Here is a 13,815-nt window from a genome sequence, read left to right on the forward strand (position 1 = left end):
AATCTGTTTATGGATTCAGCTGAGAACAACCTGAAGTGGGAAGAATTCGAACGTGTAGATATACGTGTAGGGACAATCATTAAAGCCAAAGATTTTCCCGAAGCTCGAAAACCGGCGTATCAACTCACGATTGATTTTGGGGGTGAAATCGGGATAAGGAAATCATCGGCACAAATCACCAAACGCTATTCAAAAGAGGATTTGGTTGGAAAACAGATTGTTGCAGTCGTCAATTTTCCTCACAAGCAAATCGGGAAATTTATGAGCCAGTGCCTGGTACTTGGTTCGGTGGGTTTGGAAAATGATATTGTACTGCTTTCGCCTGGTTTTGAGGTGAAAAACGGGTTGCGGGTCGGTTAATTCAATTAATAATTAACAATTAACAATGGCTGTGTGATAGGAGAGCCTTTTATCAGGTAATTTATTTTTGTTCCTTTCGCCTCTTTTTCAGGGCGATTGCAGATGTTGCAAGATTGAAGATTGCCAATGCCAATAAGCAAATCGATAAGGCGAGCTTGAAGTTGTCCCTTGGAACGCGGTCGATGTTTTGCTGGACGATATAGACAAACAGGATTACAGCGATACTGTGGATATAAATTCCGTATTTTATGAGGAAATTGAGGACTTTTTGCATTGGGCAAATATAAAGTATTAAAGCTTTTTGATTAGCCTGTTCGGGGTATTTGAAGTTTTTTTGATGAAAAAAATCCGGACGAATCCGGATCAATATGTTTACTGTTTTTGAGTCCTTAGTCTTTTATCTTCGGACATTCATCTTATCAGATATCATCAAAATCAACGTCAGTAAAACTCGCAGCCTTTGCCGCTTCTTCGATGTCGACATTGTCGTATTCGCGTTTGAAATCGCGTTGGTGACGTTCGGAGATCACTTCTTCTCCTTTGTTATTCAATACATAGGACGTGATTTCATTCATGATTTCCATAAACGAGGCGAAATCTTCCTTGTATAAATAAATTTTGTGCTTTTTGAAGTGGAACGAGCCGTCTTCCTCGGTAAATTTCTTGCTTTCGGTAATGGTTATGTAGTAGTCTTCGGCACGCGTGGCCCTTACATCAAAGAAGTAAGTCCTCCTGCCGGCGCGCAGTACTTTGGAAAAAATCTCATCTTTTTCGAGCATGTCATTTTCTCTCATATCTATCTTGTTTCGTTTTCTATCCAAAAATGGTAAAAAAACGATAACAAACCAACAGTTACGACAATTCTTTTTCTGAAAGCTGTCGCAGCCACAACTCTTTGTAGTATCCTTCCTGATCTACCAATTCATTATGCGTTCCGTACTGGATGATATTGCCTTGGTCAAGAACCATGATATGATCTGCATTGCGCGCGGTTGAAACCCTGTGGCTCACGATTATAGTGGTCTTGTCGCGGCAATAGGACAGCAGGTTGGTCAGGATGGTTTCTTCGGTTTCTGTGTCTACGGCAGACAGACAATCGTCCAGCAACAAAACCTGAGGATCACGTATCAAAGCCCTGGCAATCGAAACACGTTGCTTTTGTCCGCCCGACAACGTAATGCCGCGTTCGCCTAAAATGGTTTCATATTGCAGGGTAAAGCCTGAGATATTGTCGTGTACGGCCGCAAGTTTGGCAGATTCGATGATTTCTTCGATAGTCGCGTCTTCATTCCCGAAACGGATGTTGTTGGCAATCGTATCAGAAAACAGGAACGCGTCCTGAGGAACGACGGCTACGTTTTGGCGCAGGTCGTTAAGATTTACTTTACGAAGATCTGTTCCGTCCATTTTAACTTCTCCCGATGTGACATCGTATAACCTGCTGATCAATTGCAGCAACGTCGATTTTCCGGAACCTGTGCGTCCGAAAACGGCTAATGTTTCGCCTTTTCCGACTTTAAAACTGATGTTCGACAGTGCCTTGATTCCTGTATCCTCATAAATGAATTCGACATTTTTGAATTCAATTTCACCATTGATTGGAGTTGCGTGAAGCACCGGGTTCTTGATTTCCGGACGGATTTTGAGGAATTCGTTGATACGTTTTTGTGATGCTTCTGCTTCCTGCACCATAGACGAAACCCAGCCTAATGAGGCGACAGGCCACGTAAGCATATTGACGTACAGAATAAATTCGGCTATGATTCCAATGTTGCTGATATGCGGATCGCCATCGATGTACATTTTTCCACCAAAATAAATCACGACCAGGTTGCTCATCCCTATAAGCGCAATCATAAGCGGCCCGAAAAGTGCCTGGACACGCGCAAGGCTAAGGCTTTTGGCTTTACTTTCATACGATAAGGCGTCCATTTCCTGCTGCTGTTTCGGCTCTATCGCATAGGCTTTTATGACGCGGATTCCGGAGAAAACTTCTTGGGTGAAACTGGAAACTTTGGATAGATATTGTTGGAAAACAGTGCTTCTTTTGTTGATTTCCTGGCTCAATTTGAAAATAGCGTAAGAAAGCAGCGGAAGCGGAAGCAATGTATATAATGTAAGCATAGGTGAAACGCGGTACATAAAGACGATGACGACTATGAATCTTATGACCGTGTTGATAGTATACATTACAGCCGGGCCAACGTACATACGGGTTTTTCCGACATCTTCGCTGATGCGGTTCATCAAATCGCCGGTGCGGTTCTGTTTATAGAAATGCTGGGTCAGGCGTTCGTACTGGCGAAAGACTTCATTTTTAAGGTCGAATTCAATGTGGCGTGACATTACGATAAGCGTCTGTCGCATCAAAAAAGTAAGGAAACCAGAGAATAAGGTCGTTCCGATGATAAGTAAAATATTGTGAAATAAAGTCTGGGTGACGATATCAGAAGCCATCGATCCGGATTTTCCTGCTTGTTCCTCAATCACCTTGAACGAACTGCTGACGAGTTTCGGGGTAAACAAAGAGAAAATCTGGGCGGCAATCGTAATGAGTATTCCTGTTAAGAAATGGTATTTATACTTAATGAAATATTTGTTTAAATATTGAAGCTCTTTCATTTGAGTTTTTCAGATTTTAGGCAGCTTATATTTTTAATTCTGTTAAAAAATCGAGATTAATTTAATTTTAGCGGTATCTGTTTTGGCTAAATTTTATTAACAAAAACACAATTTAAGCCTTCGAAAAGACATTGTTTTAAATAAATCGATAATTTTGTGAAGGCTTTTTGATAAAGTCGCAATAAATGCTGAACATTATGACCACTGAATTCACTACCGCAAAGGAGCTTCACAAGATCGATCCTGTTTTCGGACAGGCATCATTCGACAACCACGAACAGATTGTTTTTTGCAACGACAAAGATACTGGATTAAAAGCAATAATCGGTATTCATAACACCGTGCTCGGACCAGCTTTGGGCGGCACGCGTATGTGGAAATACGACAACGAGTGGGAAGCTTTGAACGACGTTTTGCGCCTTTCAAGAGGAATGACATACAAGTCTGCGATTTCCGGTTTGAACCTTGGAGGAGGAAAAGCAGTCATCATCGGAAACGCGAAAACGGATAAGACGCCGGAAATGATCACCGAATTCGGTAAATACATCCACTCTTTGAGCGGAAAATACATTACGGCTGAAGACGTTGGAACTACAACGCCTGACATGGACCTGATTCGTGAAGTGACGCCATATGTAACCGGTATCTCTGAATCAAAAGGCGGATCCGGAAATCCTTCGCCCGTGACGGCTTATGGCGTTTATATGGGAATGAAGGCTGCTGCGAAGTATAAATTCGGATCTGAAAACCTCGGAGGCAAACGCGTCCTGGTACAAGGAACCGGACATGTTGGGGAAACGCTTGTGGATTATCTGACAAAAGAAGGTGCCATCGTAACCATCACAGACATCAGCGAATCACGCATGGAAGAAGTCGCCAAGAAATACAATGCGGCTATTTTCTCCGGTTCGGATTTATATGAGTTCGATTGTGATATCTACGCGCCTTGTGCACTTGGAGCGACGATCAACGATGATACGGTTTACAGGATTCAGGCCGGTGTCATTGCCGGAGCGGCGAACAATCAGCTGGCGAACGAACGCATACACGGTGGAATACTCCAACAAAGAGGCATCGCTTATGCACCTGACTTTTTGATCAACGCCGGCGGAATCATCAATGTGTACGGTGAAATCGTCAATTACGGGAAAGAAGAAGCGCTGCGTCGTACAGAAAATATCTACAATACGACTCTTGAAATCTTCAATCTTTCCGAGGCGCGCAACCTGACTCCATATCAGGCAGCCATGGCAATTGCGGAAAAACGCATAGCCGAACGCAAACTGGAGTATTCCAAGTAAGGCAAAAGGGCATAGGTTACCATTGTGTAAAGCCTATACCATTTAAAATAAAAATGTATTTTTGCAGGGCGGAAGCGACTAACTTCCGCCCTAATTATATAAGTTCTTTAGAGTGCTAAACAGAAGACATATCCGGATCAAGGTGATGCAATCGATTTACGCGATGCACCAGAATTCATCTGACGATCTCATCAAAGAGGAAAAATTCCTGTTGCAAAGCCTTGACAACATCCAGGATCTTTACCTGATCATGTTGTCTACGCTGACAGAAATGCGACAAAAGGAAATGGATTTCATAGAAAAATCCAGGAACAAACACCTGAGCACGCCCGAAGAGCGCAATCCAAATCTCAAGTTCGTAAACAACCGTCTGCTTCAGTTGCTTGATAACGATCAGAAATTTTCAGATGCACTTGAAAACCGCAAAATAAACAACTGGAGGCTCAACGATGATTACATCCTGATTTTGCTCAAAGCGGTAAAGGAAAGTGATCTGTATGCCAATTATATGACATCTTCCGTTTCCGATTTCGCTTCGGATACACAATTCATCCATGATTTGTTCACGCAGGTTATCGTCCCGAATGAAAAGTTGTATGATTATCTCGAAGACTACAAACTTACCTGGGTTGATGACATTCCTGTTGTAAATACGCAAATCGCCCGTCAGCTTAAAATGCTTCAGGAGAACGAAAACTTCGTGATTCCTCAATTGTATAAAGATGAGGAAGATAAGGATTTCGCCATCCAACTGTTGCGCAGGACAGCCCTTAACGAAGAGACGCTGGCAAAGGAATTCGAAGACAAAACCCCGAATTGGGATACGGAACGGATTGCCGAAATAGACACCATAATCCTTAAGATGGCTATTTGCGAGTTCCAGAAATTTCCGTCGATTCCTGTAAAAGTTACCATCAACGAGTACCTTGAAATCGCAAAGGAATATTCGACTTCAAAGAGCAGTATCTTTATAAATGGAATCCTGGATAATCTCGTCAAAGAATACCAGACAAATAACAAACTAAACAAAACAGGCCGCGGCCTGATGTAATCCTATGAAAAAACAGCTTATTTGCGCATTGGCGGTAAGTTTTGCATTGTGCGTGAGTTCCTGTAAGAAGGAAGAAGTAACCATCAAAGTCGATCCGAACGGTAAAGTGATCTCAGGAACAGGTCTTCCGTTGCCACCAGGTTCAAGACCGGATCGTGAAATTCCAAAAGATGGTAAATACCCAAAAATCACATTTGAAAGACTGGAGCATGATTTCGGGACCATCAATCAAGGTGATGTGGTTAGTACGACTTTTAAATTCACGAATTCAGGCGAAGCAGATCTTGTGATACAGGAAGCACACGGTTCATGCGGCTGTACGGTTCCGGAATTTCCTAAAGAGCCTATCCATCCCGGAGCTTCGGCAGAAATAAAAGTATCTTTCAATTCTGCAGGCAAACACGGAAAACAATCCAAAACCGTCACCTTAAGCACCAACACTAAATCCGGTCAGGACGTAGTAACCATCACCTCAAACGTAGAAGAAAAGAAATAATATGGAATCTTTATTGAACAGTCAATTGCCCTTTATTTTAATGATCATAGTGGTCATGTATTTTTTCATGATCCGTCCGCAGCAAACCCGTGCCAAGAAGGAGCGCGCTTTTGAAAGCGGTCTTAAAGTGGGCGACAAAATCATCACAAAAGGCGGACTTCACGGACGCGTATCGGAACTCGCTGAAAAAACAGTCGTCATCGAAACCATGTCCGGAAAACTAAAGATGGAACGTTCGGCCATATCCATGGAAATGAGCGCCGCTTTAAATGCACCGGTAATCGAAAAGAAATAGTTTTATCTATCACAGATATGAGAGCCTTGCAACAGCAGGGCTTTTTTATTTGTTCCGATTGTAAACGATTGTTTGGAACGAATTTTTACAGATACAATTTTAACTTTTTCGGCAGAAAAACTACAGTTGGGGTAATTGATTTTTCATTACAATAGACCTTCCAGGTTTATAAACCTTCCGGGTTTAATAAACCTGGAAGGTCTTCAATAAGTTTAGTTTGGAGTTCTCTAAACTCTTAACGCACTTACGCTCCGAATGTCATTTCCGATATTTATCATTCAATCCAATACCATCGCGTATCATCAAGCTAATTTTTTCCAACCGCTGAACCTTCGTTTCCTCGCGTTTAGCCGAATCGACATATTCAATAAATTCCCGCTGTTTAAAAGGAGTAAATTTTTCAAAAGCAATCTTCAGTTCCGAATCTGAATCCAATGCTTTCTGGATCAACTCCGGAATTATGGTTTGTTTCTTTTCGGGTTTGATCGAAAGGCCGGCTTTTTCATTCTCGATCGCTTCAACCAGGTAATCATAGATCAGTTTTTCGTCTGACCGTATCTCTTCCATATTTTTGTAGCGCAATTGCCTAAGTCCTTTGGTCACGCCTTCATTCGCATTGACTAGCTTGCCGGCTTCATCTTTTAAAAAAACGCCATTCCAGAACCAAATGGCAAAATGTTCTTTAAAACCGCCAATCCCAGCTACATTTTTTCCGCCAACCGTAAAAATAGGCGCGCCCCATTTTGTCATTTCGACCAGTTCGGTTTTTACGACGATAGACTTGACCAAATCGATGGCTTCCGCCCATTGGCCCGTCTTATCCCAGACTTTCGCAGGTTTTTCCATTTTCGGCTTTTTTTCAAATGTACAAATCACCAAAATAAAAAAGCCATCACTCAAGGTAATGGCTTTGAACTATATCGGTTCAAATTTATTTTTTGGATTTGCCCGTTTTTTTAGATTTTGCTTTTGAAGCGTCGATTGCCGTAAGCTCTGCAATACGAACAATAACATCAACCGCTTTCTGGATACTTTCAACCGGAACATATTCGTACTTGCCGTGAAAGTTGTGTCCGCCGGCGAATATATTCGGGCACGGAAGTCCCATGTACGACAAGCGGCTACCGTCCGTTCCACCACGAATCGGTTTTATGATTGGCTTTATGCCCAGATCTTTCATCGCTTTTTCGGCCGTCTTTACAATGTGCATCACAGGTTCTACTTTTTCGCGCATGTTGTAGTACTGGTCGGTCATTTCAAGCGTTGCGATATCGCCTCCGAATTGCTTCTTATATGCTTTGTTGATTTTAGAAACGACTTTCTTCACATGTTTTTTGCGCTTCTTGAATTCCTTCATGCTGTGGTCGCGGATAATGAGCTGGACCGTACTGTCTTCGATAGATCCAGTCAATCCGGTGACATGGTAGAATCCGTCGTAACCTTTTGTTTCCTGAGGAATTTCTTTCTTCGGAAGCGCATTGATGAATTCATTTGCAAGAAGCATCGAATTGATCATCTTTCCTTTAGCGTAACCCGGATGCACGCTTGTTCCCTTGAACGAAACCTTGGCTCCGGCCGCATTGAAGTTCTCATATTCGAGTTCGCCAATCTGGCTTCCGTCCATCGTATAGGCCCATTTTGCCCCGAATTTTTTTACGTCGAAATGATCGGCACCACGGCCTATTTCTTCATCTGGCGTAAAGCAAACGCGGATTTTTCCGTGCTTTATCTGAGGATTCTGAATCAGATATTCCATCGCCGAAACAATTTCCGTGATCCCGGCTTTGTCATCGGCACCGAGTAGCGTAGTTCCATCCGTAGTAATCAGCGTCTGTCCTTTATACTGCAACAAATCTTTGAAATACGAAGGTGAAAGAACGATGTTTTCCTTTTCATTCAGGACAATATCGCCACCGTCATAATTTGGAATGACCTGAGGTTTTACGTTGGCCCCGCTAAAATCCGGTGATGTATCGAAATGGGAGACAAAACCGATTACCGGAACTTCATGATCGACAGTCGAAGGCAAAGTTCCCATGACATATCCGTTGTGGTCAATGGTCACTTCGGTAAGTCCGATTTTGGTCAGTTCCTGGAAAAGCATTTCGGCCAGGACCATTTGTTTTGCGGTAGAAGGTGTGGTTGCTGATTCCGGATCTGATTCCGTGTCTACGGTAACGTAACTGATGAATCGGTCAATAAGATGTTGCATTTAGTTGGAAATTTTTTTGCAAAGTTAGCTAATTGATCAGCGTTCCAATGTTAAGTTTTTTCACACGATCAGTCGCGCTTTCCCTTGAAATAAGCCACAATCGACATGGCATGTCCGTGACCCAGATCAAAATCTTCCTTTAACCAGTTGATAATTTCCGTGGCCTTGGTTTGGGGATTCAGTTTGCCGTCGATGACAAAACCTTTTTGGGTTGCCAGTTGTTGTAATTCATCAGGGGTTTTACCTGTTTTTGCCTGGACGTTATCCAGATAGGCCTGAAATGACATACTACTTTATTTGTGTTAAATCAAATTTATGGTTTTTGCCTGATTCTTTTTGACATTGAAATTTTAGTAATTTAGGAATCCAATATTTAGTTATGGAATCGACCCGATTGCCTGCAGACGGCGGAATGCTCTACACCGAAACCAATCTCGACCGGCTGTTTCCCGAACCACTTAATTTCATCAGTTCATTACTGTTTTTAGGAATCGCCTGCTTTTGGTTGTGGAAACTCAGAGACGATTATCCCAAGTATCCGTTCCTGTTGTATTGTGCCTTATTGCTTCTTGTAGGCGCGATTGGAGGTGGCGTTTATCACGGATTTCGTTTGTGGCGTCCGTTTATCATGATGGATTGGCTGCCTATTATGCTGCTTTGTATCAGCGCCGCGATCCATTTCCTGATTCGGGTCAGCCGATGGTATATTGCCATTGGAATCGTTTCGGTTTATATAGCGTTTACGTTCTGGATGCGCTCCCATTTGGATTCCGTGACGAACATCCAATTCTGGATCAACCTGAATTATACGCTGATGGCGCTATTGGTCGTCGTTCCGGTATTTTGGTTCCTGGCGACACATTCTTTTCGTTTCGGGCAGTATGTCTTGCTTGCGTTATTGTGCTTTTCTGTGGCTATTATTTTCCGGATTGCGGACGGATGGAACTGGCTCAGCAGCGGAACTCATTTTTTATGGCATACGTTCGGGGCTTTTGCGACGGCGCTGATGCTTCAGTTTCTGTATAAAGTACGTTCGGCCGAAATCACTTCCTGAGCTTTTTGGCTTCTGCCTTCGCGTCATTTTCCCTGACACGGAATGCAACTATGCGTTTTATCAATTCCAACGGCATTTGTTCAGCAATCGGAAATTGTATTGAACCTTTTCCCGTTTTGTATTTTGACAGTTCTTTTTTGAAGGATTCATTTCCGTTTGGTGTTGCGTAAAACCCAATGTGTTTTGCGTAAGCAGCGTAATACACAAGGTTTCCTTTGTAGACGAAAGCCGGCATTCCGTAGCTGATTTTTTCGGTGGCATCAGGTGCAGCCGATTGTATGGTTTTTCGAACGGCCAAAAGGATATCTTTTGTAACGGCATCGAACGAATCGATGTATTCCTCTACAGATTCTGGTTTGGCTTCTTGCATCATAATAGCCGTATTTTGAAATAATTGGACTAAATTTAAGGAAAGATCAGTAATTAATCTTAAAGAAGACCTATGTCAGACGCTAACACTTTTGAAAAAAACGCATGGCTGTTGCCTCTTGTTCTTCTGATTGGCCTTGTTGGTTTGTCAGTTTGGTTTTTCAACAGAAATGTCGAAGTACGTGAACCGGTCAGTTTTACCGATACCATTTCTACAGTAATCACTGCAGTTTCACCAGAGTCTAAACCAGATACACTGCGTAAAACGGTAGTATTGCCGGACGGTTCGAGCTTGCCTTTCAGTAAAGGGACCATGGAATTCAAATTGGTCGAATTCCTCAATGATAACAGCCGGGCTGCTGGTAAAGATGTGTGGTTTGATTTCGACGATGTTAATTTTGATCTGAACAGTTCCAATATTACCACTGAAAGTCAAACACAACTATTGAATATTGCCACCATATTCAAACAGTATCCAAAGCTAAAAGCCAAAGTTGGAGGTTACACAGATAAATCCGCAAACGAGCCAGCAAATGTGAAGTTGTCCCAGGAACGAGCCGACGCCTTGCAAAAAGCCTTGCTGGCATTTGGTGTGAGTGACATTCAGTTAGCTGGTGCCGAAGGATACGGATCTCAATTTGCAAGTGTGCCGGCTACAGCATCAGAGGAAGAAAGACGTCCCGACCGTAGAATGTCGCTCGGCATAAGGGAGAAATGATGCTAATCTGGAAAAATAAAAAAGCCGTTCTTAAAGGACGGCTTTTCGTTTTATATAAGTTGGAAAGGTTATGATGTAATTTCCAATTCAAGTTCATCAATGTCGCGAAGTGTTTCGGTTGAATTCTTTTGCTGATAACGTTTCAGTGTGTAAAGTGCTTCCACGCCATTCCAGGCATTACGGTTGATTTTTGAGATTTTTTTGGTGAAGGCTTCGAGCTTTACTGCATCTTTAGAGTCGAGTTTCGGCTTTAGCTCGTTTACGAATTGTTCAAATTCAGGAACAACACCAGACGTTTCATCGTAATCACTTTTAAGATCCTCAAACGAATCGTTTATGTCTTTACTCAGGTCGTTCGAATAATATTCACTCGTTCGTCTGATTTCTTTCAAAATCTTCCTGATGTTTACGCCAAATAGTCCCATTCTGTAGTTTTTAGAGGTTAACTAAAACGAAATCAGTCAAATATAACAATAAAATAATTTAAAGTTAATCAAGCCGAATATTTTTTTTAACCTTCATCAGTGCATCGCCTCGGCTGGATCGATCTTGTTTTTACCTCGTTTCACAAACAAAATTACTGGAATACAGCATAAAAACATAATGCCAAGGTATAGGAAAACATCCATATAAGACATAACTGTTGCCTGTTTCATCACAGAAAAATCCATGGCCTGATATGCTTTTCCAAGTGCTTCGTTGAAAGAGAAGCCTTTAGCCATAAAACCTTGTTGCATTTGATTCACACGATTCTGGACTTCGGGCTTCGTAATATCCAGATTCGCGACCAGGTCTACACGATGGCTCTGGCTGAAACGCGTGATAAATGTCGTGATCAACGCAATCCCGAAAGATCCGCCCAGTTGTCGCATCATTCCGGTAAAAGCCGCGCCTTCGCCAATGTTCTTTCCTTTCAATGTAGAAAGTGCCATAGTCGTAATCGGAACAAACAATAAAGACAACCCAATTCCACGCAGGATCAACGGCCAGAATAAATGTTCAACTCCGGTATCGGGTGTCATTACATTGTGCATCCAGAGCGTAAAGCCAAAAAACACAAAGAAACCTGCCGCGACAAGATAGGCCTGGGGCACACCTTTCTGGATCAGGTTACCCACAATGGGCATCAAAAAGGCTGTAACCAAAGATCCGGGAATCAGTAACATTCCCGCATCGGTAGCAGTCCAACCGAGGATTTGCTGGGTATAGATTGGGATTACGAGCGTCGATCCGTACAAACCGAAACCTAAAATGAAACACATGATTGTACCTATTTTGAGGTTACCGTCTTTTAAGACCCCGAGGTTTACGATTGGGTGTTTGTAGACGAGTTCACGCCAGATGAATGCCACAAATCCAAACACAGATACTACACTAAGCAGTACAATCAATCCATCGTTGAACCAGTCGTCCTGTTGTCCGTGTTCCAATACAAACTGTAATGATCCGATAAATGACGCCAGGAAAACAATTCCCCACCAGTCGACCTGTTTTGCCTTTAATTTTTCGCCGTATTTAGGACTTTTGACAAAAGTAATCGTCAGGAAAGTCGCTATGATTCCAAGAGGAATGTTGATGTAAAAGATATATGGCCATGAAAAGTTATCCACCAGATAACCTCCGAGTGGCGGTCCCAAAGTAGGTCCAACAATAACACCCATTCCATAAATCGCCTGTGCCATTCCGCGTTTTGCAATAGGATAACTTTCGGTAATAATTGTTTGTGCCGTTACCAAAAGCGCGCCTCCACCCATTCCCTGGATAAACCGGAAAGCGACCAGTTCCCAAATGTTCGAGGCATTTCCGCAAAGAAAAGACGAAACGGTGAATATGATGATGGAAGCCGCAAAGTAATTCCTGCGGCCGAATTGCTGGGAAAGCCAACTCGTCATTGGGATAACTATTACGTTGGCAATAGCATAGGCTGTGATTACCCAGGCAACATCGGTCAATGTCGCGCCGAGTGAACCGCGCATATCAGTAAGGGCCACGTTCACAATGGTCGTATCGACAATTTCGAGCAAGGCACACATTACCGCAGTAATGGTAATGATGACGCGCCGGAAACCATATTCTACGAGTGCGTCCGGGTTATGTTGTTGTGCAGGTGCAGACATTTTTTAAGTTCAAAAGTTAATGGTTCGGAAGTTCAAAAGGTGGGAAGTTCAGGAGTTCGGAAGATTGCAACAGGAATATCTTCCGAACTTCCGAACTCTTGAACTTCAAACTTATTTCAAATGCACATCAACCTCTACATTCATCCCCGGGCGCAGTTTTTTCAATTTCTCCGCATCGTTGTCTTTGGTCATGATGATTTTTACCGGCAAACGTTGGATGGTCTTTACGAAGTTTCCGGTTGCGTTATCCGGAGGCAATAGTGAAAAACGCGCGCCTGTAGCCGGAGAGAACGATGAAACTTCACCAACGAATTCCGTGTCAGGGTACGCATCTACACCAAGGCTTACTTTCTGGCCAACGACCATTTTGTCCAATTGGGTTTCCTTGAAATTCGCCACGACCCAAATTTCGCTGCTGTTGATAATGTAGAACAGCGATTGTCCCGGTTGTACCAATTGTCCCGGCTGAACGCTTACTTTGGAAACCTGTCCGTCGGTCGCGGCTGTGATTACAGTATAGGATAAGTTCAATTCTGCGGCGGCCAGCGAAGCTTTTGCACGATTGATGTTCGCGGCGGCCACATCTGTCTGTTTTCCGGAAACGCTTGAACGAGCCTGGCTTACAGAACGTTGGTATTGGCTTGCGCGTTGTTGTTCTTTTAGGATGGAAACCTGGTTTTTGGCCTCAAGGTATGTAGCTTCGATCTGCTCGAATTGTTGTTTTGTGATAGAGCGTTTGTCGTATAGGATTTTGTATCGGTTGTAATCGCTTTCGGCACGGTTGAGTCGGATTCGGGCAGTTTCAATGTTTCCGCCGGCACTTTGCACGTTGGCATCTGAAACCGAAACTCCGGCCTCGGCACTTCCTACATCAGCTTTGCTAACTGCAAAACTTCCTTCGGCTCCTGCCAACGCAGCTTTGGCATCTTCTACACGAACCACGAAATCTTTGTCGTCTATCACCAAAAGTGTGTCGCCTTTTTTGACATAATCGTTATCTTTCACATAAACCTTCGTGACGTAACCGGCAACACGCGGAATGATTGGGTTCATGTTCATTTCAACCTGGGCATCGTCTGTAGTTTCGTGCGCCTGGGAATGGATATATTTAAAGATTCCGTAGGCTAATCCTACGATAATCAGCGTTCCGAAAATGAAAACGAATTTCTTGTTCGTTTTTTTCTTTTCCTCTTGTTTCTCTTCTTTCATGTGAATGAATT

General features: G+C 43.0%; 17 protein-coding genes. 7 read left to right on the forward strand and 10 right to left on the reverse strand.

Annotated features, from left to right (window positions below):
* Positions 1 to 9: 9 nt before the first annotated feature.
* Positions 10 to 360 (forward strand): tRNA-binding protein, encoded by a 351-nt coding sequence (locus G6047_RS07940; RefSeq protein WP_169527064.1) that lies wholly within the window; start codon positions 10 to 12, stop codon positions 358 to 360.
* Between the two features lie 61 nt (positions 361 to 421).
* On the opposite strand, the gene G6047_RS07945 is transcribed toward G6047_RS07940, so the two are convergent.
* From G6047_RS07945 to G6047_RS07955, 3 genes are all read right to left on the reverse strand, one after another.
* The gene (locus tag G6047_RS07945) at positions 422 to 634 is read right to left on the reverse strand and encodes a hypothetical protein (RefSeq protein ID WP_169527065.1); all 213 of its coding nucleotides are present in this window, start codon (positions 632 to 634) and stop codon (positions 422 to 424) included.
* Positions 635 to 779: 145 nt separating this feature from the next.
* Positions 780 to 1,154: a PUR family DNA/RNA-binding protein gene (locus tag G6047_RS07950; protein WP_169527066.1), complete on the reverse strand. Its 375-nt coding sequence runs from the start codon at positions 1,152 to 1,154 to the stop codon at positions 780 to 782.
* A gap of 58 nt (positions 1,155 to 1,212) precedes the next feature.
* Positions 1,213 to 2,982, reverse strand: coding sequence for an ABC transporter ATP-binding protein (locus G6047_RS07955; protein WP_169527067.1), 1,770 nt, complete (start codon positions 2,980 to 2,982; stop codon positions 1,213 to 1,215).
* A 197-nt stretch (positions 2,983 to 3,179) separates the two neighbouring features.
* Here G6047_RS07955 and G6047_RS07960 point away from each other — a divergent pair, with 197 nt between their 5' ends.
* The 4 genes from G6047_RS07960 to yajC all read left to right on the forward strand — a co-directional run bounded on the left by G6047_RS07960 (position 3,180) and on the right by yajC (position 6,125).
* Positions 3,180 to 4,283, forward strand: a complete 1,104-nt coding sequence (locus G6047_RS07960; protein ID WP_169527068.1) for a Glu/Leu/Phe/Val family dehydrogenase — start codon at positions 3,180 to 3,182, stop codon at positions 4,281 to 4,283.
* A gap of 145 nt (positions 4,284 to 4,428) precedes the next feature.
* Positions 4,429 to 5,334, forward strand: coding sequence for a transcription antitermination factor NusB (gene nusB, locus G6047_RS07965; protein ID WP_169527110.1), 906 nt, complete (start codon positions 4,429 to 4,431; stop codon positions 5,332 to 5,334).
* A gap of 4 nt (positions 5,335 to 5,338) precedes the next feature.
* Complete coding sequence (locus G6047_RS07970; RefSeq protein ID WP_169527069.1) at positions 5,339 to 5,830, forward strand: DUF1573 domain-containing protein; 492 nt, start codon at positions 5,339 to 5,341, stop codon at positions 5,828 to 5,830.
* Position 5,831: 1 nt separating this feature from the next.
* Positions 5,832 to 6,125 carry a preprotein translocase subunit YajC gene (gene yajC / locus G6047_RS07975; RefSeq protein WP_169527070.1) on the forward strand — a complete coding sequence of 98 codons (294 nt, stop codon included), beginning with the start codon at positions 5,832 to 5,834 and terminating at the stop codon, positions 6,123 to 6,125.
* Positions 6,126 to 6,383: 258 nt separating this feature from the next.
* On the opposite strand, the gene G6047_RS07980 is transcribed toward yajC, so the two are convergent.
* The 3 genes from G6047_RS07980 to G6047_RS07990 all read right to left on the reverse strand — a co-directional run bounded on the left by G6047_RS07980 (position 6,384) and on the right by G6047_RS07990 (position 8,624).
* A complete protein-coding gene (locus G6047_RS07980) occupies positions 6,384 to 6,971 on the reverse strand; it encodes a YdeI/OmpD-associated family protein (RefSeq protein ID WP_169527071.1) in 588 nt (195 codons plus the stop codon).
* 85 nt (positions 6,972 to 7,056) lie between these two features.
* Positions 7,057 to 8,337: a peptidase T gene (gene pepT / locus G6047_RS07985; RefSeq protein WP_169527072.1), complete on the reverse strand. Its 1,281-nt coding sequence runs from the start codon at positions 8,335 to 8,337 to the stop codon at positions 7,057 to 7,059.
* Between the two features lie 68 nt (positions 8,338 to 8,405).
* Complete coding sequence (locus G6047_RS07990; RefSeq protein WP_169527073.1) at positions 8,406 to 8,624, reverse strand: DUF4287 domain-containing protein; 219 nt, start codon at positions 8,622 to 8,624, stop codon at positions 8,406 to 8,408.
* A gap of 92 nt (positions 8,625 to 8,716) precedes the next feature.
* On the opposite strand from G6047_RS07990, the gene G6047_RS07995 reads away from it, so the two are divergent.
* A complete protein-coding gene (locus tag G6047_RS07995; protein ID WP_169527074.1) occupies positions 8,717 to 9,391 on the forward strand; it encodes a hypothetical protein in 675 nt (224 codons plus the stop codon).
* Here G6047_RS07995 and G6047_RS08000 read toward each other — a convergent pair.
* Positions 9,381 to 9,764 carry an iron chaperone gene (locus tag G6047_RS08000; protein ID WP_317168280.1) on the reverse strand — a complete coding sequence of 128 codons (384 nt, stop codon included), beginning with the start codon at positions 9,762 to 9,764 and terminating at the stop codon, positions 9,381 to 9,383. The genes G6047_RS07995 and G6047_RS08000 overlap by 11 nt on opposite strands.
* Before the next feature lie 69 nt (positions 9,765 to 9,833).
* On the opposite strand from G6047_RS08000, the gene G6047_RS08005 reads away from it, so the two are divergent.
* Positions 9,834 to 10,478, forward strand: a complete 645-nt coding sequence (locus G6047_RS08005; RefSeq protein WP_169527075.1) for an OmpA family protein — start codon at positions 9,834 to 9,836, stop codon at positions 10,476 to 10,478.
* Between the two features lie 68 nt (positions 10,479 to 10,546).
* On the opposite strand, the gene G6047_RS08010 is transcribed toward G6047_RS08005, so the two are convergent.
* The 3 genes from G6047_RS08010 to G6047_RS08020 all read right to left on the reverse strand — a co-directional run bounded on the left by G6047_RS08010 (position 10,547) and on the right by G6047_RS08020 (position 13,804).
* Positions 10,547 to 10,903: a hypothetical protein gene (locus tag G6047_RS08010; RefSeq protein ID WP_169527076.1), complete on the reverse strand. Its 357-nt coding sequence runs from the start codon at positions 10,901 to 10,903 to the stop codon at positions 10,547 to 10,549.
* Positions 10,904 to 10,999: 96 nt separating this feature from the next.
* Positions 11,000 to 12,595 (reverse strand): MDR family MFS transporter, encoded by a 1,596-nt coding sequence (locus G6047_RS08015; protein ID WP_169527077.1) that lies wholly within the window; start codon positions 12,593 to 12,595, stop codon positions 11,000 to 11,002.
* A 111-nt stretch (positions 12,596 to 12,706) separates the two neighbouring features.
* A complete protein-coding gene (locus G6047_RS08020; protein WP_169527078.1) occupies positions 12,707 to 13,804 on the reverse strand; it encodes an HlyD family secretion protein in 1,098 nt (365 codons plus the stop codon).
* Between the last annotated feature and the right edge of the window lie 11 nt (positions 13,805 to 13,815).

The sequence above is a fragment of the Flavobacterium silvaticum genome, from assembly GCF_012911565.1.
GTDB lineage: Bacteria > Bacteroidota > Bacteroidia > Flavobacteriales > Flavobacteriaceae > Flavobacterium > Flavobacterium silvaticum.